A 23,949-nucleotide genomic window follows, 5' to 3' on the forward strand; every position below is an offset into this window, starting at 1 on the left:
CGCCGCTGAACGGCCGCCCCGCTCCCTCTTTCCACTCCTCGTCCACGCCTGCCGGGCGTGGACGGGTTCTCCCCCGATCCCGGGTCTCGTGCCGTGCAGGGTCGGCGTCGCCCGTCAGTATGGGCTCATGACGTACCGCTACGACTTCGCTCCCACACCGTTCGGTGATGCACTCGCGGTGTTCTCCGACGAGGGGATCGTCCAGTTCGACCTGTCCGAGTCCGACGACCCGACGGTCCCCTGGCTCCTCGAGGGCGTCGCCCGCAGGCTCCGCTCCGTGCCGGAGCCCGACCCCGGCGCCGCCGACGAGCTCGCCCATCTGCTGGAGGACTACTTCGACGGCGAACCCGTCCGGTTCGACGAACACCTCCGACTCGACTGGCGCCTCGCAGACGGCTTCGCCCTCAAAGCCCTCCAGACGATCTGCACGATCGAGTGGGGCGAGACCCTCAGCTACGGCGAGGTCGCCGCGCTGGCAGGGCATCCGGGTGCGGCACGCGCCGTGGGAACGGCGTGCCGGCTCACACCGTTCTCGATCATCGTCCCCGTGCACCGGGTGGTGCGCTCCGACGGGACCCCCGGTCACTACGGGGCGCACCCCGAGCGGAAGCGCTATCTGCTCGACCTCGAATCGCGGAGGGGATAGCGGAAAGACGACGCGGGTCCGGCGAGTAGGCCGCCGGACCCGCGTGCCCACGACGGCCCGGTGGTAACGTCGTCGCTACGAAATGGGGCACGACGCCGTCACCCCGGAAGCAGGTGGTCGTGAGTACTCCGTCCGGAATGGAATCCGAGGCCGAGCTCGTCGCCCGCGCGGTGAGAGAGCTCGCCACGCGCACGCGCTTCCCCGTCGCCTTCGGAGGCCTGGTCGAAGAAGGCGTCGTCCGCGTGACGAGCATCGTCGGCAACCGGACCCACAGCCTGGACGGCCTCCGGGTCCGCCCGGAGCGAGGGCTCGGCGGACGGGCGATGATGGAGCAGCGTCCGCGCATGACCAGCGACTACGGCTCCTCGCAGCAGATCACGCACGACTACGACGGTTTCGTGCTCGGCGAGGGCATCCGCACGCTGCTCGCCCTGCCGATCGTGGTCAGCGGTCGCCCGCGCGGCGTGCTCTACGCCGGCGCCTGGGACGAGACCCCGGTGGGCGGCGTCACCACGGCCCCCGCGATGCAGGTGGCCCAGTCCGTCGCAGACGAGCTGAGGATCCGCGACGAGGTCGATCGACGCCTGCGCGCGGCACAGGGATCGGATGCCGTCGCCCCGTCGCAGCGCGAGGAGCTCCGCGAGAGCTTCGCCGAACTGCGCAGCATCGCCGCATCGATCGACGACGCCGACCTGCGGGCGCGGATCGCCGGAGTGGAGAGCCGCCTCGTCGCCCTCGCGGGAGATGCGCTCCCGACCGCGACCGGCCCCGTTCCGACCGTCCACCTCTCCCGGCGCGAGACGGACGTTCTCGCCTGCGCGGCACTCGGGGCCACCAATGCGGAGATCGCGACGCAACTGGGTCTGCGCGAAAGCACCGTGAAGGCCTATCTCGGCTCCGCGATGTCGAAGCTCGACGCCTCCACCCGCCACGCCGCCGTGGCGAGAGCGCGGCGTGCCGGCCTGCTCCCCTGACTGCACAGGCCCTGCCCAGCGCCTGTTGCTACGGTGGGTCCTGGCCGATGAACCTCGGCCCCGGACGAGGCAGACCAGTACCCGGTGAGCGAAAAGACTGGTCCGAAAGGACCATCATGTCGTGGATCATTCTTGTCGCCTCCGGCATCCTCGAAGCCGTATGGGCGACCGCCCTGGGTAAATCAGAAGGATTGACAAAACTCTGGCCGAGCGTGATCTTCCTCGGCGGACTCGCATTGTCGATGTTCGGTCTCGCATTCGCCATGCGGGAGATCGCCACCGGCACCGCCTATGCGGTATGGGTGGGAATCGGCGCGACGCTGACCGTGGTCTGGGCGATGATCACCGGAGACAGCGAGATCTCCTGGATCCGCATTCTCCTTCTCCTGGGTCTCGTGGGCTGCATTGTCGGTCTGAAACTGATCGACCCCGGCCACGAATAATCCTTGGTGCAATTAGCCGTCAGGTTGTAGTGTCAATTCCATGGCGAAAAGAATTGTGCATCAGCTGGTCGATGACATCGACGGAAGCGTCCTGGAAGTCGGAGAAGGCGAGACAATCCACTTCTCCCTGAATGGAGCCGCATACGAGATCGACGTGAATGCCGAGCACGCAGAAGAATTGCGCAAGGCATTCGCTCCGTACATCTCCGCCGGGCGCCGTGCGGGTTCATCGGGAGCGCCGTCTCGCGCTGCCGCTCCCCGCAAGCGCCCCGCGCGCAACCCCGAGGTCGCGGCCATCCGCGCCTGGGCGAACGACAACGGCTACACCCTCTCCGAGCGCGGTCGCATCCCCGCTCCTGTCATCGAGGCCTACAACGCGGCTCACTGAGTCACACAGGCGCCGAGGAGTCTCCCCGATCTCGGGAGGGCTCCTCGGCGCCTTTCTGCGCCCAGGGCTCATCCCTGAGGGTGATCTCGTCGGTCATGTCGACGAGGAAGCGGATCACGACGTCGCGCTCAGCGGCCGACAATCGCGCGGCCGCATAGAACCGCTTGGACTGCTGCCGACCCACGGTCTCCATGGCCGCATGGCGGGTCTCCGCCGTGATCGATATCGCCAGCGCCCGCCGATCCGTCGGATGCGGCGCGCGCACGATGTGCCCGCTCTTCTCCAGCCTGTCGAGCAGCTTCGTCGTCGACGCGGTCGAGATGCCGAGGTGCCCGGCGATGCCTGAGGGGGTCGCGATGACTCCCCTGTTCGCGCACACGATGAGGTAGTGCAGCGCGCGCATGTCGGTCTCATTGAGTCGCATGAAGCGCCGAGACGCGAGCGAGAGCTTCTGCTCGGCATCGCGGAGGTCGCCCAGCGCACCCATGAGTACGGCGATCTGCCGGAGATCCTCCGGAGACACCCCGGTGCGATCGATCAGGGCGCTGCGCGGATCGCTGGCCTCCACGTCGTAGATGGCGGCGTGCGTCAGACCGTCGGGAGACGTCCGCTCGGCGGAGGGACCGTGCTCCGTCGTGCCCCCGGTCAACGGGCTGGCATCAGGTCCGGTGTCCATGCGATCATGTTACACACGAATTACTTCATGCTAAGTTTACTATTAGCCAAGCTAGCGAAATGAGGAGGACGATGGTCGAGGTCACGCTTCTCGCTGAAGACGGCTCCCCCATCGGCACGATGCCGAAGGAGAGCGTGCACAGCACCGACACTCCTCTCCACCTGGCCTTCTCCTGCTACGTCTTCGACGATGCGGGCCACCTCCTCGTCACCCGGCGCGCCCTCACCAAGCGCACGTGGCCCGGCGTGTGGACCAACAGCTTCTGCGGTCACCCCCAACCACAGGAGGACATGTCGGATGCCGTGCACCGACACGCTCTCGCCGAGCTCGGGATCGGACTCTCCACCGTCGATCTCGCTCTGCCCGAGTACCGCTACCGTGCGGTCGACGCGAGCGGCATCGTCGAGAACGAGATCTGCCCCGTGCATGTCGCGACGATCGACGGCACCGTGTCCCCGGATCCGGCCGAGGTCATGGAATGGGCATGGGTGGATCCCGCTGCTCTCACGACTGCCGTCGCGTCGGCGCCGTTCGCCTTCAGCCCGTGGCTGCGGGAGCAGCTGCCGCAGCTCGGCCGCCTTCCGCTGCTCCGGCCGATCGGCGCCTCATGAACGCCCTCGCCCTGGGGGCCGACCTCCGGATCCCCATCGAAGAGGCGCTGCGCCGCCAGCTCGACCAGCGCATGCCCGATGCCCGACGCTACGGACCGGAGTTCTCCCGCCTGTGGGAGCTCGCCGCCGAGAAGGCGGTGGGCGGAAAGCTGCTGCGCCCACGGCTCCTCGTCGAGATCCATCACGCGCTCTCCGATGACGCCGAGTCCGATCCGCTGCCGCCGACCGTGCTGGAGATCGCCGCGCTGGTCGAGCAGATCCACTTCGCGTTCCTCCTGCACGACGACATCATCGACGGCGACGTCCTCCGGCGCGGAACGACCAACCTCATCGGCGCGCTCAGCACCGAGGCGCACCCGCGGATCGACGAAGAGGCACGACTGCACTGGGCCCGGAGCAGCGCTCTCCTGATGGGGGACCTGCTCCTCGCATCCGCTCTCCTCGGCGCGGCCAGAGCCGACCTCGCCTCCCGCGTGCGGGACCGCCTGCTGGACGTGATCGACCGCACCGTCACCGAGACCGTCGCGGGCGAGCACCGCGACGTCGGCCTCGCCGACGGGATCATCCCGCCGGACCTCGAGACCATCCTCGCGATGACGGCCGACAAGACGGCGGCGTACTCCTTCGAGCTCCCCCTGCGCTGCGGCGCCATCCTGGCCGGCGCGTCGGAGGATGCCGAGGCCGCACTCGTCGACATCGGTCGCCCCCTCGGTCTGGCGTATCAGCTGCAGGACGATCTGCTCTCGGTCTTCGGAGAGGCGGCCGAGCACGGCAAGGACCCGCGCTCCGACCTCCGCGAGGGCAAGGTGACCGCGATCATCGCCTTCGCGCGCACGACGAGCACGTGGCCGCGCATCGCTCCGCTCTTCGGCTCCCCCGATCTTCAGCCGGGCGAGGAGGCGGACGTGCGCGAACTCCTCCGCGCCTGCGGCGCCGAGGCGTTCGTGCAGCAGCTGGTGGACGAGGAGATCGCGACGGCTCGCGCGCTCCTGTCGACTGCGGAGCGGTCGGGAGCGCTGCCGCCGACCGCGGTCGATCGCGTCGCACGCCTCGTCGACCGCGTCGAGGGGAGACGGTCATGACCCGCGGCGGCGCCGTCGAGGTGAGCTCCCTCGACAGGTTCACCCGAGCGGCGGAGGCGACGTCCGCCGACGTCATCACGGCGTACTCCTCGTCGTTCGGCCTGGCGACGCGGCTCCTCGGCACGCGCCACCGTCGGCACGTGCGCAACGTGTACGCCATGGTGCGCGTGGCGGATGAGATCGTCGACGGGGTCGCCGCGGAGGCGGGGCTCGATGCCGAGGGGCAGCGCGCCGCGCTGTCGTCCTACGTCGACGAGACCCACCGCGCCCTGCGCGACGGCTACAGCACCAACCTCGTGCTCCATGCCTTCGCCCGCACCGCGCGGGCGTCCGGCATCGGCGAGGATCTCACCCGGCCGTTCTTCGAGTCGATGGCCGCTGACATCGCCGCCGACTCCGGCTCCGATGCACTGGTCGCCTACGACGCGGGGGCTCACGAACGCTACGTGTACGGCTCCGCGGAGGTCGTGGGGTTGATGTGCCTGCGGATCTTCCTCCGGGCGGAGTCGCGGACGGAGCAGGAGCTCGCGGCACTCGAGCACGGCGCACGGCAGCTCGGCGCCGCGTTCCAGAACGTCAACTTCCTGCGGGACCTCGCCGACGACACCGCTCGCCTTCACCGCGGCTACCTCGCAGGAGAGCGCCGGCTGACGGACGCGGACCGCGACAGGTGGGTCGCCACGGTGCGCGCGCAGCTCGCCGACGCCCGCGCGGTGATGCCGCTGCTGCCCCGAGACTGCCGCTCCGCCGTTCGAAGCGCCCATGACCTGTTCGCCGCGCTCGCGGACCGGGTGGCGACGACGCCGACGGTCGAGCTGTACCGGCGCCGCGTGCGGGTCCCCGATGCGCTCAAGATCTGGCTCGCGGTCCGTGCGACGCTGCGTACCCGTCTGGAGCGCGCCTCGTGAGCCGCATCGTCGTCATCGGCGCGGGTGTCGCCGGACTCGCCACCGCGGCGCTGCTCGCCAAGGACGGGCATGAGGTTCTGATCCTCGAGAAGAACGGCGCTCTCGGCGGCCGCGCCGGATCGCTGGAACGCGACGGCTTCCGCTTCGACACCGGCCCGTCGTGGTATCTCATGCCGCAGGTGTTCGAGCACTTCTTCCGGATGATGGGGACGAGCAGCGCGGAGCAACTCGACCTCGTCGCCCTGGACCCCGCGTATCGCGTGTTCACGGACCCTGTGACGCACCCGGAGGGCGCGGTGACCGTCACCGCGGGCCGCGCCGCGACCATGCACCTGTTCGAGACCATGGAGCCCGGCGCGGGGGCGGCCCTGAGCTCCTACCTCGACTCCGCCGTGCACGCGGGGGCGATGGCGGAGAAGCACTTCCTCTACAACCCCTTCACGGGCGCCTCCTGGATGACGCACCCCGAGGTGCTCCGCGCGGCGCCGCGCCTGGTCCCCCTCCTGCTGACCCGGCTCCAGTCGTTCGCGGCGCGTCGCTTCCGGCATCCGGTGCTGCGGCAGATCCTCGGGTATCCGGCGGTGTTCCTCGGAACCGACCCCCGAACCGCGCCGGCGATGTACCACCTGATGAGCGCCCTCGATCTCGACGACGGCGTGCTCTACCCGCAGGGCGGGTTCCACCGTGTCGCCGAGAGGATCGCCGCGCTGGCATCCGGCGCGGGTGCGGAGACGCGCACGGGCGCGGAGGTCACGGCGATCCTCACCTCCGGCGAGCGCCGGGGCGCCAGAGCCACCGGCGTGCAGTGGGTCGACGAGCACGGTGCGCAGCACGTCGAGCGCGCTGATGTCGTCGTCTCGACCGCCGATCTGCACCACACCGAGACCCGTCTGCTGCCCCCGGCGCTGCGTTCCTATCCCGAGCGATGGTGGCAGCGCCGCACGAGCGGCCCCGGTGCGGTGCTCGTGATGCTGGGCGTGAGCGGCGCACTGCCTCAGCTCCCCCATCACTCGCTCTTCTTCACGGACGACTGGGATACCAACTTCGATGCGATCTTCGGCCCGCACCCCTCGATCCCCTCTCCGGCATCCGTGTACGTCTGCCGGCCGAGCGCGACGGACGTCGAGGTCGCGCCGGAGGGGCACGAGAACCTCTTCATCCTGGTGCCCGTCCCCGCGGACGTCGAGATCGGGCACGGCGGACCGGACGGCACCGGCTCCGCCGCGGTCGAACGGGCCGCGGATGCCGCCATCGACCTGGTCGCCACCTGGGCGGGAATCGACGACCTGCGCGAGCGCATCGTGGTGCGCGAGACGACGGGACCCGCCGACTTCCGCGACGACTTCCACTCCTGGCGCGGAGGGATGCTCGGGCCCGCGCATACGCTCTCGCAGAGTGCGATGTTCCGCGCGGGGAACGCGTCGCGTCGCGTCCGCGGCCTCTTCTACGCCGGCGCCACGACGTCACCCGGCGTCGGAGTGCCGATGTGCCTGATCAGCGCGGAGATCGTCCTCAAGCGGGTCAGGGGCGACCGATCCAGCGGGCCGCTGGCGACGGCCCCGGTCGCCGCCTCCCGGGAGGCCGGGCGATGACGGGCCTGATCTACCTCGGCGCACTCCTCGTGTCGGCGGGATGCCTCGTCTTGGTGGACCGGCGCTATCGGCTGTTCTTCTGGCGCGATCCGCTGTCCGCGCTCGTCGTGACGGTCGTCGGCGCGGCGTTCTTCCTCGCCTGGGACGCAGCCGGGATCGCGACGGGCCTCTTCCTGCGCGGCGACGCGACGATCGCGACCGGCCTGGTGCTCGCCCCGGAGATGCCGATCGAGGAGCCGGTGTTCCTCCTCTTCCTCGTGCAGTGCATCATGATCGCGTACACGGGCGCCGCACGGATCCTCTCCCGCCGGGCGCGCAGCACGCGAGGAGAGGAGCCGTCATGACCGCATACCTGTCACTCGCGCTCTGGTTCGTCGGCATCGCCGCCGCGCTGGCCGCGCTGCTCACCCTCCTCTCCGGGAGGCGTCGCCGCGCCCGCGTCGGCGCGATGGCTCTGACGGCGCTCGTCCTCTTCGTCCTCACGGCCGCCTTCGACAACCTCATGATCGGGGCGGGGCTCTTCCACTACGACGCGGCGCAGCTCCTCGGCGTGAGCGTGGGTCTCGCCCCCGTCGAGGACTTCGCGTATCCGCTCGCCGGCGCGCTTCTGCTCCCCACGCTGTGGGAGTTCCTGCGGGGCCGTCGGGCGCGAGCCGAGGAGGAGAGCGCATGACCGCCCCGGCATCCCCCCGTTCCGCGGTGCGCGACGCCGCTCTGGTGCTGCTGTCATCGCGGCCGGTGAGCTGGATCAACACCGCCTTCCCCTTCGGCGCCGCGTACCTGCTCACGACGAGAGAGCTCGACGCGACGGCGATCGTGGGCTTCGTGTACTTCCTCATCCCGTACAACCTCGCCATGTACGGCATCAACGACGTCTTCGACTACGCCTCCGATCTCGCGAACCCTCGCAAGGGGGGAATCGAGGGGGCGCTGCTGCCGCCTCGGCTGCACCGCTGGACGCTCTGGGCCGCTGTCGTCACGAACCTCCCGTTCCTGATCTGGCTCGCCGTCGTCGGATCGCCCGTGTCGTGGATCGCTCTGGGTGTGAGCGTGTTCGCCGTCATCGCCTACTCCGCTCCGGGGCTGCGGTTCAAGGAGCGCCCCTTCCTCGACTCGGCGACCTCCAGCATCCACTTCGTCTCCCCCGCCGTGGTCGGTCTCACCCTCGCGGGCGCCGACATCACCCTCGACACGGTGCTCGTGCTGCTCGCGTTCTTCCTCTGGGGCGCCGCCGCCCACGCCTTCGGCGCCGTGCAGGACGTCGGCCCTGATCGCTCGGCCGGCATCTCGTCGATCGCGACCGTGATCGGCGCGCGCGCCACTGTGCGGATGGCGGTGATCCTGTGGTTCGTCGCGGGCATCGCCATGCTCTTCACCCACTGGCCGGCGCCCCTCGGCGCCGTGCTCGCCCTCCCCTACATCGTCAACGCCCTGCCCTGGTGGAGCGTGACGGATGAGACCTCCGCACGCACCAACACGGCGTGGCGTCGATTCATCGTCATGAACTACATAGCCGGATTCCTCGCGACGATGATCCTCATCCTCGCCTGGAACTCCTGACCGCCCCTCCCGAGAGGAACCCGATGTCCCGACCAGACCGCGCCCCCGACACCGCGCGCCGCGCGCGCCCTCGGCACCGCGCCTGGCTGCGCGCCATCCTCCCCGCAGCGCTGATCCTCGTGTGGCTCGCGGGCGCGGGACTCGGCGGCCCGCTGTTCGGCAAGATCGATGAGGTCTCGTCGAACGACCGCACCGCGTACCTCCCCGAATCCGCCGATGCCACCCAGGTGCAGAAGCTGCTCGGCGAGTTCACCGACAGTGACTCGATCCCGGCGATCGCCGTGTTCGTCGCCGACGGCACGCTGTCCGACGGAGACGTGACGGCGATCTCGGATGCCGTGAGCTCGGCGACCGAGGTGGAGGGCGTCGCCGACGAGGTGTCGCCCGCGCTGACCTCCGATGACGGGAAGGCGGCCCAGGCCTTCATCCCGATCAGCAGCGACGCGGAACTCGGCGACGCCGTGTCCGCGCTCGCCGATCACCTCCGTTCGGCGGCTCCGGAGGGCGTGACCGTCTACATCACCGGCCCCGCGGGCTTCAGCGCTGATCTCGTCGCGGGCTTCGCCGGCATCGACGGCCTCCTCCTCGGCGTCGCTCTGCTGGCCGTGCTGGTCATCCTCGTGCTCGTGTACCGCTCTCTGCTTCTCCCCGTGGTCGTGCTGTCGACCAGCCTGTTCGCCCTCTGCGTGGCGCTCCTCGTGGTGTGGTGGCTCGCGAAGACCGGCGTGCTGCTGCTGAGCGGTCAGACCCAGGGCATCCTGTTCATCCTCGTCATCGGCGCGGCGACCGACTACGCCCTGCTCCTGGTCTCCCGATTCCGCGAGGAGCTTCGGGGCACCCACGACAAGGGCGCCGCCCTCGCCGCGGCGTGGAAGGGATCGTTCGAGCCGATCGTCGCCTCCGGCGGCACCGTGATCGCCGGACTCCTGTGCCTGTTGCTCAGCGACCTGAAGTCCAACAGCACTCTCGGACCGGTCGCCGCCATCGGCATCGTGTTCGCCATGCTCGCCGCTCTGACCCTGCTGCCCGCCCTGCTCATGCTGTGCGGTCGCGCCGTCTTCTGGCCGCGCCGCCCCGTGTTCGACCCCGAGGCCGTCGCCGCCGAGGGCGGCCGCCCCACGACAGGCCTCTGGGCCGGCGTCGCACGGATGATCAGCCGGCGCCCCCGTACGATCTGGATCGCGACGACCGCGCTGCTGCTCATCGGCGCCGCAGGCCTCACGCAGTTGAACGCCACCGGTGTGCCGCAGTCCGACCTGGTGCTGGGGTCGTCCGAGGCGCGGGACGGCCAGTCCGCCCTCGGCGAGCACTTCCCCGGCGGCTCCGGCAGCCCCGTCTACGTGGTCGTGCCGGAGGATCGCCTGCAGGATGCCGCCGATGCACTGCTCGCGAACGACGGCATCGACGGTGTCTCGGTGACCGCGGCCGACTCGCCGAGCGCGACGGCGCCGGTCACCGCAGACGGCATCGGAGCCGTCGGCGCGCCGGGGACGCCGATCCCCTCGCCGACGCTGGTGGACGGGGATGTCCTCCTTCAGGCGACGCTCACCGACGCGGCCGATTCGGATGCCGCGGCATCCACGGTGCGCGATCTGCGCACCGAGCTCGATCCGCTCGGCGCCCTCGTCGGAGGCGTCACTGCGACGTCGGTGGACACGAATGACGCCTCGATCCACGATCGCAACCTGATCATCCCGGTGGTGCTCGTGGTGATCATGCTGATCCTCATGCTGCTGCTGCGGTCGATACTCGCTCCGGTGCTGCTCATCCTCACCACCGTGCTCTCGTTCGGCACCGCCCTCGGCGTCTCCGCGCTGGTCTTCGACGGGATCTTCCGCTTCCCCGGCGCCGACCCCGCCGTTCCGCTCTTCGGATTCGTCTTCCTCGTCGCCCTCGGCATCGACTACAACATCTTCCTGATGACGAGGGTCCGCGAGGAGTCCCGACGGCACGGCACCCGCGACGGCATCCTCCGAGGACTCTCGATCACGGGAGGCGTGATCACCTCGGCGGGACTCGTGCTGGCGGCGACCTTCGCCGCGCTCTCCGTGATCCCGATCCTGTTCCTCGTGCAGCTGGCGTTCATCGTCGCCTTCGGCGTCCTGCTCGACACCTTCGTCGTCCGCTCCCTGCTGGTCCCCGCCCTGGCGTACGACATCGGCCGACGCATCTGGTGGCCGTCTGCCCTGTGGCGCAGGGGGCAGGACTGAATCAGACGACGAGGCGCTTGCGCGCCCTGGCGCTCCAGCGCCCTTCGTCGTGAGCGACGTCGATCGGATGCCGGAACGCCTCGCTGATCGTCTCGGAGGTGACGACGTCGGCGGTGGCGCCGGCGGCCAGTACACGGCCGTCTGCGATCACCATGGCGTGCGTCGTGCTCTCCGGGAGCTCCTCGAGGTGATGGGTGACCAGGACCGATGCGACCTCCGGCTCGCTGCGGGAGAGGTCGTCGACCGTCTCCAGCAGCTGCTCCCGCGCCGCGACGTCGAGCCCCGTGGTGGGCTCGTCGAGCAGGAGCAGGGCGGGCGACGCCGCGAGGGCGCGCGCGATGAGCGATCGTCCGCGCTCGCCCTGCGACATCGTGGGCCACTCGGCGTCCACACGGTCGTCGAGGCCGACCAGCGCGATGAGCTCGTAGGCGCGCGCGCTCGGCGTCACTCGGCGCCCAGCGCATCATCTTCTCGATCGTGCCGGTGAACCCGGTGAGCACGACGTCGAGGACGGTCAGGTCGGAGCGGATCGGATGCCGCGGATTCACGTGGCCGATGTGACGGCGCAGCTCCTGCATGTCGACGCGCCCCAGTCGTCGGCCGAGAACGTCGACCGTTCCCGAGGTGGGGTGGGTCTGCGCCCCGCAGAACCCGAGGATCGTGCTCTTTCCCGCACCGTTCGGACCGAGCAGCGCCCAGTGCTCCCCGGCCCCTACCCGGAGGTCTATGCCGTGCAGGATCTCCTTCCCGTTGCGTCGGAAGGTCACCCCGTCGAGCCGCAGCACCTCGACGGTCACGCGAGCGCCGCCTTCAGCGCGATCAGGTGGCTGCGGCTCTCCGCGGCGGCGGCGTCCGCGTCGCGATCGATCACGGTGGCGGCGAGACGGACATGCCGCTCGTGGTCCTCCGCTCCCCCGAAATCCACGCGGATCCGCAGCATCTCGACCATCGTCTGACGCAGTCGCGGAGTCAGACCGTCGAACAGGTCGAGCAGGATCGGGTTGTGCGCCGCCGCCATGATCGTGCGGTGGAAGGCCGTGTCGGCGTCGACGTGCTCCTCGATGCTGGAGACCGCGGCGCCGCGGTGGTCGAGAGCCCGCCGGATCGCACGCACATCCGCCGCAGTGCGGCGGGAGGCCGCGAGCGACGCCGCCTCGGACTCGATCGCGATCCTCGCCTCGATCACGCTGACGATGTCCGCTCGGCGCAGCACGGCATCCCAGTCCTCCGGCGCATCGAGCGCTGTCACGAAGACGCCGGCGCCCTGACGGGTCGCGAGCACTCCTCGCCCTGCGAGCTGACGGATGGCCTCGCGGACCGTGGACCGCCCCACACCCAGCTGTGGCGCGAGCGTCGTCTCTCCCGGGAGCTTCTGCCCGAGCTGCCATTCACCGGAGCGGATGCGGTCGAGGAGGAGATCCGCCGCCTGATCGGCGAGCGGAGTGCGCTGGATCTGTGCCATGCCCCGAGTATAACTTGTCAACTTGTCTGAGGAGTTGCTACGTTCTTCAGGCATGACCTCCCGCACGTTCCCCACTCTGTCCACGCCATCAGGGCCGGTGCCCGCCGACGCACCGCACTGGAACCGCCAGCGCGGCTCGCAGATGCCGTCGCACCGCTACCTCCCCGTCCACGACCGCGTCCCGCTCCCCCTCGCCGAGCGGAGCTGGCCGATGCGCCGGCTCACCGCGGCCCCGCTGTGGGTGCCCGTCGACCTGCGCGACGGGAATCAGGCCCTCGCCGAGCCGATGGACCCGGCCCGCAAGCGTCGCTTCTTCGAGCTCATGGTCGCGATGGGCTACAAGGAGATCGAGGTCGGCTACCCCTCCGCCTCGCAGACCGATTTCGACTTCGTCCGGCTCCTCGCCGAGACCGACCTGGCCCCCGAGGACGTCACGATCGTCGTGTTCACCGCCGCCAGGACCGACCTCATCGAGCGAACGGTGGCCTCGGTCGACGGCATCCGCAACCCTGTCGTCATCCACGTCTACACCGCGACCGCACCCATCTGGCGCGATGTCGTGCTCGGGCGATCCCGTGCCGACCTCAAAGAACTGATCCTCGATGCCGGGCGCGACGTGCTGTCACTCGCCGGAAACCACTCGAACGTGCGTTTCGAGTTCTCGCCCGAGGTCTTCAACCTGACCGAGCCCGACTACGTGCTCGACGTCTGCGACGCCATGACCACGCTCTGGGACGCGACGCCGGAACGACCCGTCATCCTGAACCTGCCCGCGACCGTCGAGATCGCCTCGCCGAACGTCTACGCCGACCAGATCGAGTACATGCACCGCAACCTCGCGAGGCGCGACGGCGTCATCCTCTCGGTGCACCCGCACAACGACCGCGGCACCGGAATCGCCTGCGCCGAGCTCGCCGTGCTCGCCGGCGCCCAACGGGTCGAAGGATGCATCTTCGGCAACGGTGAGCGCACGGGCAACGTCGACATCGCCACTCTCGCGCTCAACCTGCACGCGCAAGGCGTCGATCCGATGATCGACTTCTCCGACATCGACGAGATCCGCCGCACGGTCGAGCACTCCAACGGCATCGAGGTGCACGCGCGGCATCCCTACGTCGGCGATCTCGTGCACACGGCGTTCAGCGGCACGCATCAGGACGCGATCAGGAAGGGCCTCGCCGAGCACCGTGCGCGCGCCGCGCACGAGGGCGTGGCCGAGAAGGATCTCGCCTGGCGCGTGCCCTACCTGCCGATCGACCCGGCCGATCTCGGACGCGGTTACGACGCCGTGATCCGGGTGAACTCGCAGTCGGGCAAGGGCGGGATCGCCTACCTGCTGGAGACCGGGTACGGAGTCGAGCTCCCCCGGCGGCTGCAGATCGACTTCGCCCGCCGGGTGCAGGCACGGGCGGATGCCGCAGGAGCCGAGTTCTCCGCGGAAAAGCTCTGGGCCCTGTTCACGGAGAGCTACGTCGACGGCGGCGCGGCGGCAACGCCGGAGCTCGCGCACTACCGCGTCGACGACGGGCAGACCGAGATCACGCTGCGCATCGACGGCGTCGACATCGTGCACCGCACGGATCGGGTGGGCCCCGTGGAGAGCCTCATCGCCGCGCTGGCGAGCGGCGGCATCCAGGTGGACGTGCTCTCGCTGCACCAGACCAGCATCGGACACGGAAGCGACAGCGATGCGCTCACCCTGATCGAGTACCGCATCGGAACGGAGAGCGGATGGGCCGCCGGCCGCGCCAGGTCCGTGCTCGACGCCACCTTCGCGGCAGTCCTGCGGGCGGCGGTCGGCTGACGCGCTGCGCCGTCCGGTTGCGTCGTCGTGGTGCCCTCGACAGGATTCGAACCTGCGACCTGCCCTTTAGGAGAGGGCTGCTCTATCCTGCTGAGCTACGAGGGCCTACGACGATTCTACGGGAACCGCCGAGCACCCTTTACGCGGCGAGGGCGAGGTACGGCTCCCAGCGCGGGTCGCTGCGCTCGGAACCCCGGACCGTCCACGACGTGCCGTGCGGAGGGCGCGGCGTGAACCGCAGCTCCCAGTGCATCTCCTGCGGCGTGCGGTTGCTCTTCACGTTGTTGCAGCGCAGGCAGCAGGCGACGAGGTTCTCCCAGGAGTCCGCACCGCCGCGGGAACGAGGGAGGACATGGTCGATCGTGGACGCCGCCTTGCCGCAGTAACCGCACCGGTGGTTGTCCCGGCGCAGCACGCCCCGTCTCGTCACCGGCGCGCGCCTGCTGAGCGGAACGCGCACATAGCGCGACAGGATGATGACCGCCGGTCGATCGTAGACGCCGTGACTCCCCCAGACGGGATCGTCGTCCACCCTCTCGATCACCGTGGCCTTGTCGTTCATGACAAGGACCAGGGCTCTCTTGAAGGACACGATGGCCAGGGGCTCGTATCCGGCGTTCAAGACAAGTGTGCGCATCATCATCCTCTCGATCCGCCGGGACGGCTTCCCGGCACTCTCGACTCACACGAGCCGCACGATGATCGAGTGGACGCGGGGATGAAAAAAGGCGCTGTCTACAGACAGCGCCTTTCGCGCACGGCAACGCCGTGGCATCCCTGCGGCCGATGCTGAAGGACGTGACGACCGAGGGCATCCATGGTGCGGATGCTCGGTATTCGTTCCATCAGCCTCTCCCGTCAGTGCGACAACGGGTTCAGGCTAACCCATTCCACGGGGTGCAGGGCGAAACAGAGGGTGAACGCCCGAAGGCGTGTCAGCGATGGATGCCGTGGATCAGCCGGCGTTGGCGGCGAGCCAGCCGATCGGCTCCTGCAGGGTTCCGCTCACCTTGACCTCGAAGTGCAGGTGGTTCGCGGTCGATCGACCCGTGCTGCCGACGAATCCGATGAGCTGCCCGGCTGCGACCGTCGCGCCGACCTCGACCTGGCGAGTGCCGTAGGTCATGTGCCCGTAGGTGGTCTCGAGACGCTGACCGCCCACGACGCTGTCGATGACGATGCCCACGCCGTAGCCGTAGTAGTTCTCGGAGGACACGCGCACGACGCCGGCGGCCGCCGCGTAGATCGGCGTCATCGCGGGGGCGCACATGTCGGCGCCGTTGTGCGCACCGCCGAGGGTGCGGCTCACCGTGTAGGAGCCCTGCGGAAGCGGATAGCGCACCTCACCCGATCCCGGGGAGACGAGTGCGTACTTGCTGAGATCGACGCCTGTGGCGACCGAGGCGGTCTTCGCCGCTGCCGCCGCACGGGCAGCAGCCTCTTCCTCAGCCTTCTTCTTCGCGATCTCTTCCGGCGTGGTGGCGGTGAAGCTGCCGTGCTCGAGAGGAGCCGACGTGGCCACGGACGCGACGACGAGCGACTGCGCATCCTCCGCCGCGAGCTGCTGCAGGGTGGCCGCGGTGTCGGCGGGCTTCGACGATGCGTATGCAGGAAGGGCGACAGCCGCCACCAGAGCGCCGACCGCTCCGAAGATCACGACCGAACGGAGCGGCTTGACGACCTTGCGGGCCGGGCCGCGAGCGTCGCCGCGACGGGCGACTGCGCGGTCTTCGATTGTCTTCAGGGGCGGTTCGATGTCTGCGGCCAAAACGTAATCCTCCTGCGCCTGCACGCTTCGGGTAGCGCTGGCTCGTCGGCACTCTGTTCTCGTGGCACGAATGTAGCTCGGGGTACTTTGTGCGTTCCTACCGTGAAGACGACGAGCCTGGAAGGCGATCCTCGCGGGTAACCGTCAACGGGCTTCTTCGCTGACGACCTGTCCGAGGTTACCGGAAGATAACGGTCGTGTCACCCCGAGAACCTGTTAATCCTCCGGGCGGGGTCAACGGTGATCCGTCGGCGGGGTCAGCTGGGCTCGCCGACGAGGAAGATGTGCGACGCGAGCTCGACGGGGAGCTCGAGCCCCTCGTCCTTGCCGTCCATCTGGATCAGCACGTAGCCCTCGTTGAAGCGGTAGTCGCCCTCGGCGCCGGGCACGACGCCCGCATCCCTGAGCTGTTCGAGGAGCTCGGGGTCGACCTGAGCGGGCTCGGCGAGACGACGCACCGTGCCCTTGATGGGCTCCCCTGCCGCGTTGAGCTTCTGCACGAGACCGATCACGCCCTCGTCGAACGTGCGGGCGGGGACGTCTCCGAGCTGGTCCAGTCCGGGGATCGGGTTGCCGTACGGCGACTCCGTGGGGTGGCCGAGCAGCTCGACCAGGCGGCGCTCGACCTGCTCGCTCATCACGTGCTCCCAGCGGCAGGCCTCTTCGTGCACGTAGGCCCAGTCGAGGCCGATCACGTCGGAGAGCAGGCGCTCGGCGAGACGGTGCTTGCGCATCACGTCGACCGCCTTGCGGCGTCCGGATTCGGTGAGCTCGAGGGTGCGGTCCTCGGAGACGACGACGAGACCGTCGCGCTCCATGCGCCCGACCGTCTGCGAGACCGTGGGCCCCGAGTGCCCCAGACGCTCGGAGATGCGAGCGCGCAGCGGCACGATGTTCTCCTCCTCGAGTTCGAGGATGGTGCGGAGATACATCTCCGTGGTGTCGATCAAGTCCGTCATCTGGCCCTCCGGGTCTTCTTAGGCAAGCCTACATTCCCGCGGGGACATCGAGGCGTCATGCGGCGAAACCCCGGAGAGCGCGCACCCTAGAATCGACCCATGGCGATCGAGATTCCCCGAGACCTCCTGCCCGCTGACGGCCGCTTCGGATGCGGCCCCTCAAAGGTGCGCCCCGAGCAGCTCGACGCGCTGCTCGCCGCCGGAGCAGGACTGCTGGGCACCTCGCACCGCCAGGCGCCGGTGAAGAACCTCGTCGGCAGTGTGCGCGAGCAGCTGGCCGCGCTGTTCCGTCTTCCCGAGGGCTACGAGATCGTCGTCGGCAACGGCGGATCCACGGCGTTCTGGGATGCCGCGGCCTTCGGCCTGATCGAGCGCCGCAGCCAGAACCTGGTGTTCGGCGAGTTCGGCGGCAAGTTCGCCGCGGCCGCTGCGGCCCCCTGGCTGGAGGCCCCAGACGTGCGCACGTCGGCGCCCGGCTCCCGCTCGGCCGCCGAGGTCGTCGACGGGATCGACGTCTACGCCTGGCCGCACAACGAGACCTCCACGGGCGTCGCCGCCCCGATCGAGCGCGTCGCCGCAGACGGTGCTCTCACCGTGATCGATGCGACCAGCGCGGCCGGCGGCATCGACTTCGACGCCGCGCAGGCCGACGTCTACTACTTCGCGCCGCAGAAGAACCTCGGCTCCGACGGCGGTCTCTGGTTCGCCGCGGTCTCCCCCGCCGCGATCGAGCGGATCGAGCGGATCGCGGCATCCGACCGCTACATCCCCGAGTTCCTCAGCCTGAAGAACGCGGTGGACAACTCCCGCCTCAACCAGACGCTGAACACTCCCGCGCTCACGACGCTGCATCTGCTCGACAGCCAGCTCCGCTGGATCCTCGCGAACGGCGGGCTGTCCTGGGCCGCCGCCCGCACGGCGGAGTCATCCGGTGTGCTCTACGACTGGGCCGAGGCGACATCGGTGGCGACGCCGTTCGTGACCGACCCCGCGCACCGCTCCCCCGTCGTCGTCACGATCGACTTCGACGAGAGCATCGACGCCGCCGCGATCGCGAAGACCCTGCGGGCGAACGGCATCGTCGACACCGAGCCGTACCGCAAGCTGGGGCGCAACCAGCTCCGCGTGGCCACCTTCGTGTCCATCGAGCCCGACGACGTGCGTCAGCTGACCCGCGCCCTGGACTACGTGCTGGAGCACCAGAGCGCCTGAGCGCCGCCTGAGACGAAAGAAGAAGGGGGCCGCGTGTTCACGCGGCCCCCTTCTACATGCTCCTGACGGAGATCACTCCTCTTCGTCGGACCCTCGGCCCTCGGAGTCGGTCACATCGTCGTCAGACTCGTCTTCGTCATCGTCATCCGACTCGTCGTCGTCATCGTCGTCATCCGACTCATCGTCGTCATCGTCGTCAGACTCGTCATCATCCGAGTCGTCGTCATCGTCATCCGACTCATCGTCGTCATCGACGGAGTCGTCGAGCTCGTCGATGTCGACGCCGTCGAGGTCGCCCGCGTGCAGGACACGCGCCTCCTCGATCAGCTCGTCCTCGTCGAGGTCGTCGATGTCGTCGTCAGCATCCTCGTCGTCGGCGTCCTCGATCTCCTCGGCGTCGACGATGTCGCCATCCGCGTCGACCGCCGCAGCGGCGGCCTGCTCGGCGAGTTCGAGCTGGTGCGCGCGATACTCGGCGAGGCGCTCGGCCCACGGCACCCATTCCGGCGCGAGCAGCGCGCCGTCACCGGGGAGCAGTTCCACTTCGAGCACGGTGGGCTCTTCGTCGTCGACCCGGTCGACCGTGACGGTCCAGTACCAGCCGGGGTATCCGGGAAGACGATTCTCGAACCGCAGCGAAACCGAGCCGTCCTCTTCAGGAAGGTAGCCCGCCGCGGGCCCGATGGACGACGCCGGAGTGATCTCGCGCAGAGCGTTCAGCGCGAGATCATGGGCGTCGAGGAGACGCTGGTCGGCGTCAGGCTTCGAGGTCATCAGCGACCTTGCGGAGCACGGCGGCGATCTTGCGCCCGTGCGAGGAGGAGGGGTAGCGGCCACGGCGGAGGTCCCCGCCCATCCCGTCGAGCAGCTTCACGAGGTCCTCGATGATGATGGCCATGTCGTCGGCGGGCTTGCGCTTCGCCTTGGCGAGACTCGGCGGAGCCTCGAGCACGCGCACGGAGAGAGCCTGGAGTCCGCGCTTGCCGTCGGCGACCCCGAACTCCACGCGAGCACCCGCCTTCACGACCGTGCCCGCGGGCATGGATGATGCGTGCAGGAAGACGTCCTGGCCGTCATCGGAGGCGATGAAGCCGAAACCCTTGTCTTCGTCGTAGAACCTGACCTTGCCGGTGGGCATGGGGAAACCTCGCTGAATCGTACGGAAAGAAGGCACACCCTCGGGCGGCCCCCTCAAGCCTACCGGTCGGCGACGCAGTAGGCTGAGAAGGATGAGCGCGCAGAATCCCGAACCCGAGGTCCGCCCGGTCGATCGCCTCCTGGCGTTCACCGCGCTGGGTCTCGCCGCGGCATCCGTGATCTGCTTCTTCGCCATCATCATCGGCACGGCGATCGGCATGAAGCAGGATGACTTCGGCGGCGGCGCCTGGCCGTTCATCGCCGCGATCCCCTACTGGGGCCTCCCGGTCGCGTTCGTGCTGATCATCGTCCTGCTGGTGATGAGCTTCATCCGGAAGGGTCGCGCGGCATCGCGGCCCTGAGGCGGACATGAGCGCGCACGCCCGACCACTGGCCGAATGGCTGGCCGCGGCGAGCGACGACGAGCTGGAGACGCTGTTCCGTGCGCGCGGCGTGCGGACGGATGCCGGCTGGCAGGACTTCTTCGACGCCGCCGAGGCGCTGCTCGACGCAGGATCGCTCTCGCGCATCCTGCCGCAGCTGACCACCGCGGAGGCCTCCGCCCTCACGCACGCGGCGCACGGCGGAGACGCGGGCGCCGAGCGCGAGACCCTGATCGCCCTCGCGCTGCTTCGCCCTGACGGCACGACGTTCGCCCCGGTCGCCTCCGCTGTCCTGGACCGCCCCGCTCCCGCTCCGGTACCCGAGACAGCACTCTCACCATCCGATCAGGCCGCGTCCGCGCACGCCGCCGAGCGCGCCTTCACGACCGTCGCGGCCGTCGCCGATCTGCTGCTCCTGGCGAGAGAGAACCCCCTCGGGCTCCTCTCGGGCGGCGGCATCAGCGCGGGTGAGAGGAAGCAGCTGGCGGAGAACGGCATCCCCGCCGACGCCGTCGACCCCCTGGTCGCCCTTGCGGTCGATGCGCGGCTGGCTCTGGCGGACGACAGGCGACTTCGCACCACCACGACCGCAGAGGAGTGGCTGCGCTCGTCGGCGGCCGCCCGCTGGAGCGACCTGGTCTCGGGCTTCCTGCGCACGCTGCCCCGCGGCATCCGCACCCCCGCAGGCGGGTACCTGCCTCCGGCGTCGTGGACGTTCGCGCATCCCTGGGACGCCGGCTGGCCCGAGCGCAGCGCCGCATTGGGCGAGCGCGCCCGGCTGCTCGGGCTGATCGCCGACGACGGCACCGAGCCGATGTGGGCCGAGCCCGTGCGCGCCGGCCTCGCCCCCGACGCGACCGCACTCGCCGAGCTGCTTCCGGCCGAGGTCGACCGCATCTTCCTGCAGAACGACCTCACGGCCATCTCACCCGGCCCGCTCGCCCCCGCGCTCGACGTGAGGCTGCGTGCCATCGCGGCCCGCGAGTCCGCCGCGCAGGCCTCCTCCTACCGGTTCACCGGCGAGTCCATCGCTCGGGCCCTCGTCAGCGGCGAGACGGAGGAGTCGATCATCGGCTTCCTCGAAGACCTCTCGCTCACCGGCATCCCGCAGCCGCTGCGCTACCTCGTGGCACAGACGGCACAGCGCCACGGTCTGGTCAGGGTGTCGACGGATCCCGAGACGGGCCGCACCCGGATCGAGAGCGACGACCAGACCCTCATCCAGGCGATGGCGATCGATCAGGGCCTGCGACCGCTCGCCCTCGCGAAGCACGTCGACTCGCTCACCACGCGCGTCGGGCGAGACACCGTCTACTGGGCGCTCACCGATGCCCGCTATCCCGCGACCCCGGTCGACGAGCACGGGACCGTGCTCACCGGCGACCGCTATCCGCTCGTCGAGGCCTCGACGCCGGAGCAGCCGGACCATTCGATCCTCATCGCCGCGCTGCGGACCCGACAGGGCCCTGACGCGGATGCCGCATGGCTGGATCGTGAGCTGGAGGCCGCCGTACGGGCCAGAGCGGTGCTGCAGGTGACCGTCGGCATGCCGGACGGCTCGACCAGGGATCTCCTCCTGGAGGCCACGGGCCTCGGGGGCGGCCGCCTGCGGGGACGCGATCGGGCTGCCGACGTGGAGCGGACGCTCCCCGTATCCAGCATCCGCTCCGCGACCGTCGTGGCCCCCTGAGCGGGGACGGGCGGTAAACTGGTCAGCTATGTCTGATGGCCCCCTGATCGTCCAGAGCGATCGCACCGTCCTGCTCGAGGTCGCCCACGCGGATGCCGAGAGCGCCCGGCACGAGCTGGCGATCTTCGCCGAGCTGGAGCGCGCCCCGGAGCACATCCACACCTACCGGATCACCAGGCTCGGCCTCTGGAACGCCCGGGCCGCCGGGCACACCGCCGAGGACATGCTCGAGACGCTCGATCGCTGGTCGCGCTTCCCCGTGCCGCCGTCGGTCGCCGTCGATCTGCGCGAGACCGTGAACCGCTACGGCCGTCTGGTCATCGAGCGCGACGAGGAGGGCACGCTCATCCTGCGCTCCTCCGACCCTGCTGTGCTCACCCAGGTGGCGGGCAACAAGCGCATCCAGCCGCTGCTGATCGGCCACCCGGCACCAGACACCTTCGTCGTCGACGCCTGGGCACGCGGACAGATCAAGCAGGAGCTGCTGAAGATCGGCTGGCCGGCCGAGGACCTCGCCGGCTACACCCCCGGCACCCCGCACGAGATCGACCTCGCCGAGGACGGGTGGCAGATCCGCCCCTACCAGCAGGATGCCGTCGACGCCTTCTCCAAGGACGGCTCCGGCGTGGTGGTCCTCCCCTGCGGCGCGGGGAAGACGATCGTCGGCGCCGGGGCGATGGCCGCGACCAAGACGACCACGCTGATCCTGGTGACCAACACGGTGTCCGCCCGCCAGTGGCGCGACGAGCTCCTCAAGCGCACGAGCCTCACACCGGAGGAGATCGGCGAGTACTCGGGCCAGGCCAAGGAGGTCAAGCCCGTCACCATCGCGACCTACCAGATCCTCACGGCCAAGAGGAAAGGGCAGTACGCGCACCTCGCGCTGCTGGACGCGCTCGACTGGGGCCTCATCGTCTACGACGAGGTGCACCTCCTGCCCGCCCCGGTCTTCAAGCTCACCGCCGACCTCCAGGCGCGCCGTCGCATCGGCCTCACCGCCACGCTCGTCCGGGAGGACGGGCGCGAGGGCGACGTCTTCAGCCTGATCGGCCCCAAGCGCTTCGACGCGCCCTGGAAGCAGATCGAGGCGCAGGGCTTCATCTCCCCGGCCGTCTGCTACGAGGTGCGCGTGGACCTGCCGCCGAGCGACCGGCTGGAGTACGCCGCGGCCACCGACGACGAGCGGTACCGGCTGGCGGCATCCGCCCCGGCGAAGACCGAGGCGGTGCGCGAGCTGATCGCCAAGCACCCCGGCGAGCAGATCCTCGTGATCGGCCAGTACCTCGACCAGCTCGACACGCTGTCGGAGGCGCTGAACGCCCCGCAGATCACCGGCGCGACGCCGATCGACGAGCGCGAGGAGCTGTACCGGCAGTTCCGCGTCGGCGAGATCCAGCTGCTCGTCGTGTCGAAGGTCGCGAACTTCTCGATCGATCTGCCTGAGGCGTCGGTCGCGATCCAGGTGTCCGGCTCGTTCGGCTCCCGCCAGGAGGAGGCCCAGCGACTCGGGCGCCTGCTGCGTCCCAAGCAGTCCGGCCACACGGCGAGCTTCTACACGCTCGTCGCCCGAGACACGATCGATCAGGACTACGCCCAGAACAGGCAGCGATTCCTCGCCGAACAGGGGTACAGCTACACGATCATGGATGCGGACGCCATCGCCGCCTGATCGGCCCCTCGCCGCACCCTGACCCGCCGCTCCGGCGGATAATCAGGCAGAGCATCGCCCGAGTCACCATAATGGGGACATGACAGCACCGCGCATCCTGGTCGTCGACGACGAGCCGAACATCCGCGACCTCCTCTCCACCGGCCTCAGCTTCGCCGGGTTCCTGGTGAAGACGGTCGCCAACGGCGCCGCCACCATCTCGGCGGTGCTGGAAGAGGAGCCCGACCTCATCATCCTCGACGTGATGCTGCCCGACATGAACGGGTTCAGCGTCACCAAGAGGCTGCGCGGCGCGGGTTTCACCGCGCCGATCCTCTTCCTCACGGCGAAGGACGGTACCGAGGACAAGATCGAGGGCCTCAACGCCGGCGGCGACGACTACGTCACCAAGCCGTTCAGCCTCGATGAGATCGTCGCCCGCGCACAGGCCATCCTCCGCCGCACCATGCAGGCCGATGAGGAGTCGATCATCCGCGCCGGTGAGCTCTCGATGGACCAGGACACGCACGACGTGCAGGTGGGCAAGGAGTCGATCGAGCTGAGCCCCACCGAGTTCAAGCTGCTGCGCTACCTCATGCTCAACCCCAACCGCGTGCTGTCGAAGGCGCAGATCCTGGACCACGTCTGGGAGTACGACTTCAACGGCGACGCCGGCATCGTGGAAAGCTACATCTCGTACCTCCGCCGCAAGATCGACCCGCACACCGAGGAGTCGCTCATCCAGACCAAGCGCGGCTTCGGCTACATGCTCAAGGTCGGCAAGTAAGCAGCCGAC

General features: G+C 69.5%; 26 protein-coding genes, 1 tRNA gene, 1 pseudogene and 1 riboswitch. Of the genes and pseudogenes, 18 read left to right on the forward strand and 10 right to left on the reverse strand.

Annotated elements, in window-relative coordinates; all coding sequences use genetic code 11:
- The first annotated feature begins 127 nt into the window (after nucleotides 1–127).
- The 4 genes from ACFY5A_RS00065 (at nucleotide 128) to ACFY5A_RS00080 (ending at nucleotide 2,451) form a co-directional block, all read left to right on the forward strand.
- The gene (locus tag ACFY5A_RS00065) at nucleotides 128–646 is read left to right on the forward strand and encodes a methylated-DNA--[protein]-cysteine S-methyltransferase (RefSeq protein ID WP_387231098.1); all 519 of its coding nucleotides are present in this window, start codon (nucleotides 128–130) and stop codon (nucleotides 644–646) included.
- Nucleotides 647–783: 137 nt separating this feature from the next.
- Nucleotides 784–1,620: a LuxR C-terminal-related transcriptional regulator gene (locus ACFY5A_RS00070; RefSeq protein ID WP_387235856.1), complete on the forward strand. Its 837-nt coding sequence runs from the start codon at nucleotides 784–786 to the stop codon at nucleotides 1,618–1,620.
- A gap of 38 nt (nucleotides 1,621–1,658) precedes the next feature.
- Nucleotides 1,659–1,726, forward strand: a riboswitch (guanidine-III (ykkC-III) riboswitch).
- Nucleotides 1,727–1,736: 10 nt separating this feature from the next.
- Nucleotides 1,737–2,063, forward strand: coding sequence for a multidrug efflux SMR transporter (locus tag ACFY5A_RS00075; RefSeq protein WP_105675679.1), 327 nt, complete (start codon nucleotides 1,737–1,739; stop codon nucleotides 2,061–2,063).
- A gap of 40 nt (nucleotides 2,064–2,103) precedes the next feature.
- Nucleotides 2,104–2,451, forward strand: a complete 348-nt coding sequence (locus ACFY5A_RS00080; protein WP_105675677.1) for an Lsr2 family protein — start codon at nucleotides 2,104–2,106, stop codon at nucleotides 2,449–2,451.
- 1 nt (nucleotide 2,452) lies between these two features.
- Here the strand turns inward: ACFY5A_RS00080 and ACFY5A_RS00085 are convergent, their stop codons facing one another.
- Entirely contained in the window at nucleotides 2,453–3,127 is a 675-nt protein-coding gene (locus tag ACFY5A_RS00085) for a MarR family winged helix-turn-helix transcriptional regulator (RefSeq protein WP_387231100.1), read from the reverse strand.
- A gap of 71 nt (nucleotides 3,128–3,198) precedes the next feature.
- On the opposite strand from ACFY5A_RS00085, the gene idi reads away from it, so the two are divergent.
- The 8 genes from idi to ACFY5A_RS00125 are packed head-to-tail and all read left to right on the forward strand — an operon-like array spanning nucleotide 3,199 to nucleotide 11,090.
- A complete protein-coding gene (idi, locus tag ACFY5A_RS00090) occupies nucleotides 3,199–3,738 on the forward strand; it encodes an isopentenyl-diphosphate Delta-isomerase (protein ID WP_387231102.1) in 540 nt (179 codons plus the stop codon).
- On the forward strand, nucleotides 3,735–4,820 hold the full coding sequence (locus ACFY5A_RS00095) for a polyprenyl synthetase family protein (RefSeq protein WP_387231104.1): 1,086 nt from the start codon (nucleotides 3,735–3,737) through the stop codon (nucleotides 4,818–4,820). The genes idi and ACFY5A_RS00095 overlap by 4 nt, the downstream gene beginning before the upstream one ends.
- Entirely contained in the window at nucleotides 4,817–5,728 is a 912-nt protein-coding gene (locus ACFY5A_RS00100; protein WP_387231106.1) for a phytoene/squalene synthase family protein, read from the forward strand. Before ACFY5A_RS00095 ends, ACFY5A_RS00100 begins: the two co-directional genes overlap by 4 nt.
- Nucleotides 5,725–7,320: a phytoene desaturase family protein gene (gene crtI, locus ACFY5A_RS00105; RefSeq protein WP_387231108.1), complete on the forward strand. Its 1,596-nt coding sequence runs from the start codon at nucleotides 5,725–5,727 to the stop codon at nucleotides 7,318–7,320. The genes ACFY5A_RS00100 and crtI overlap by 4 nt, the downstream gene beginning before the upstream one ends.
- Complete coding sequence (locus tag ACFY5A_RS00110) at nucleotides 7,317–7,664, forward strand: lycopene cyclase domain-containing protein (protein ID WP_341941561.1); 348 nt, start codon at nucleotides 7,317–7,319, stop codon at nucleotides 7,662–7,664. The genes crtI and ACFY5A_RS00110 overlap by 4 nt, the downstream gene beginning before the upstream one ends.
- Complete coding sequence (locus ACFY5A_RS00115; RefSeq protein WP_387231110.1) at nucleotides 7,661–7,993, forward strand: lycopene cyclase domain-containing protein; 333 nt, start codon at nucleotides 7,661–7,663, stop codon at nucleotides 7,991–7,993. The genes ACFY5A_RS00110 and ACFY5A_RS00115 overlap by 4 nt, the downstream gene beginning before the upstream one ends.
- A complete protein-coding gene (locus ACFY5A_RS00120; protein ID WP_387231112.1) occupies nucleotides 7,990–8,880 on the forward strand; it encodes a prenyltransferase in 891 nt (296 codons plus the stop codon). The genes ACFY5A_RS00115 and ACFY5A_RS00120 overlap by 4 nt, the downstream gene beginning before the upstream one ends.
- A 23-nt stretch (nucleotides 8,881–8,903) precedes the next feature.
- Nucleotides 8,904–11,090 carry an MMPL family transporter gene (locus ACFY5A_RS00125; RefSeq protein WP_387231114.1) on the forward strand — a complete coding sequence of 729 codons (2,187 nt, stop codon included), beginning with the start codon at nucleotides 8,904–8,906 and terminating at the stop codon, nucleotides 11,088–11,090.
- Nucleotide 11,091: 1 nt separating this feature from the next.
- Here the strand turns inward: ACFY5A_RS00125 and ACFY5A_RS00130 are convergent, their stop codons facing one another.
- The 3 genes and pseudogenes from ACFY5A_RS00130 to ACFY5A_RS00140 form a co-directional block, all read right to left on the reverse strand.
- A complete protein-coding gene (locus ACFY5A_RS00130; RefSeq protein WP_387231116.1) occupies nucleotides 11,092–11,538 on the reverse strand; it encodes an ATP-binding cassette domain-containing protein in 447 nt (148 codons plus the stop codon).
- 61 nt (nucleotides 11,539–11,599) lie between these two features.
- Nucleotides 11,600–11,887, reverse strand: a pseudogene (locus ACFY5A_RS00135) (ATP-binding cassette domain-containing protein); the annotation flags it as partial.
- Nucleotides 11,884–12,552 carry a FadR/GntR family transcriptional regulator gene (locus ACFY5A_RS00140; protein WP_105675656.1) on the reverse strand — a complete coding sequence of 223 codons (669 nt, stop codon included), beginning with the start codon at nucleotides 12,550–12,552 and terminating at the stop codon, nucleotides 11,884–11,886. The pseudogene ACFY5A_RS00135 and the gene ACFY5A_RS00140, both read right to left, overlap by 4 nt.
- 52 nt (nucleotides 12,553–12,604) lie before the next feature.
- Here ACFY5A_RS00140 and ACFY5A_RS00145 point away from each other — a divergent pair, with 52 nt between their 5' ends.
- A complete protein-coding gene (locus tag ACFY5A_RS00145) occupies nucleotides 12,605–14,356 on the forward strand; it encodes a 2-isopropylmalate synthase (protein WP_387231118.1) in 1,752 nt (583 codons plus the stop codon).
- A 28-nt stretch (nucleotides 14,357–14,384) separates the two neighbouring features.
- On the opposite strand, the gene ACFY5A_RS00150 is transcribed toward ACFY5A_RS00145, so the two are convergent.
- The 4 genes from ACFY5A_RS00150 to ACFY5A_RS00165 all read right to left on the reverse strand — a co-directional run bounded on the left by ACFY5A_RS00150 (nucleotide 14,385) and on the right by ACFY5A_RS00165 (nucleotide 17,083).
- Nucleotides 14,385–14,461: transfer RNA gene (locus tag ACFY5A_RS00150), tRNA-Arg, on the reverse strand.
- Nucleotides 14,462–14,495: 34 nt separating this feature from the next.
- On the reverse strand, nucleotides 14,496–14,993 hold the full coding sequence (locus ACFY5A_RS00155) for an HNH endonuclease (RefSeq protein ID WP_105675652.1): 498 nt from the start codon (nucleotides 14,991–14,993) through the stop codon (nucleotides 14,496–14,498).
- 318 nt (nucleotides 14,994–15,311) lie between these two features.
- On the reverse strand, nucleotides 15,312–16,124 hold the full coding sequence (locus ACFY5A_RS00160) for a M23 family metallopeptidase (protein ID WP_105675650.1): 813 nt from the start codon (nucleotides 16,122–16,124) through the stop codon (nucleotides 15,312–15,314).
- Nucleotides 16,125–16,381: 257 nt separating this feature from the next.
- Nucleotides 16,382–17,083 (reverse strand): metal-dependent transcriptional regulator, encoded by a 702-nt coding sequence (locus ACFY5A_RS00165; RefSeq protein ID WP_105675648.1) that lies wholly within the window; start codon nucleotides 17,081–17,083, stop codon nucleotides 16,382–16,384.
- 99 nt (nucleotides 17,084–17,182) lie between these two features.
- Here ACFY5A_RS00165 and serC point away from each other — a divergent pair, with 99 nt between their 5' ends.
- Nucleotides 17,183–18,295: a phosphoserine transaminase gene (gene serC / locus ACFY5A_RS00170; protein WP_387231120.1), complete on the forward strand. Its 1,113-nt coding sequence runs from the start codon at nucleotides 17,183–17,185 to the stop codon at nucleotides 18,293–18,295.
- Between the two features lie 72 nt (nucleotides 18,296–18,367).
- Here the strand turns inward: serC and ACFY5A_RS00175 are convergent, their stop codons facing one another.
- Complete coding sequence (locus ACFY5A_RS00175; RefSeq protein WP_387231122.1) at nucleotides 18,368–19,069, reverse strand: DUF3027 domain-containing protein; 702 nt, start codon at nucleotides 19,067–19,069, stop codon at nucleotides 18,368–18,370.
- Entirely contained in the window at nucleotides 19,053–19,433 is a 381-nt protein-coding gene (locus tag ACFY5A_RS00180; RefSeq protein WP_105675642.1) for a cold-shock protein, read from the reverse strand. Before ACFY5A_RS00180 ends, ACFY5A_RS00175 begins: the two co-directional genes overlap by 17 nt.
- Nucleotides 19,434–19,524: 91 nt before the next feature.
- On the opposite strand from ACFY5A_RS00180, the gene ACFY5A_RS00185 reads away from it, so the two are divergent.
- The 4 genes from ACFY5A_RS00185 (at nucleotide 19,525) to ACFY5A_RS00200 (ending at nucleotide 23,940) form a co-directional block, all read left to right on the forward strand.
- On the forward strand, nucleotides 19,525–19,794 hold the full coding sequence (locus ACFY5A_RS00185) for a multidrug ABC transporter ATPase (protein ID WP_387231124.1): 270 nt from the start codon (nucleotides 19,525–19,527) through the stop codon (nucleotides 19,792–19,794).
- A gap of 7 nt (nucleotides 19,795–19,801) precedes the next feature.
- Nucleotides 19,802–21,505 carry a helicase-associated domain-containing protein gene (locus ACFY5A_RS00190; RefSeq protein WP_387231126.1) on the forward strand — a complete coding sequence of 568 codons (1,704 nt, stop codon included), beginning with the start codon at nucleotides 19,802–19,804 and terminating at the stop codon, nucleotides 21,503–21,505.
- A 28-nt stretch (nucleotides 21,506–21,533) separates the two neighbouring features.
- Nucleotides 21,534–23,174, forward strand: coding sequence for a DNA repair helicase XPB (locus tag ACFY5A_RS00195; protein WP_387231128.1), 1,641 nt, complete (start codon nucleotides 21,534–21,536; stop codon nucleotides 23,172–23,174).
- A 79-nt stretch (nucleotides 23,175–23,253) separates the two neighbouring features.
- Nucleotides 23,254–23,940: a response regulator transcription factor gene (locus ACFY5A_RS00200; protein WP_105675635.1), complete on the forward strand. Its 687-nt coding sequence runs from the start codon at nucleotides 23,254–23,256 to the stop codon at nucleotides 23,938–23,940.
- Nucleotides 23,941–23,949 lie beyond the last annotated feature (9 nt).

The organism is Microbacterium sp. NPDC012755 (assembly GCF_042901325.1).
Taxonomy (GTDB): Bacteria; Actinomycetota; Actinomycetes; order Actinomycetales; family Microbacteriaceae; genus Microbacterium; species Microbacterium natoriense.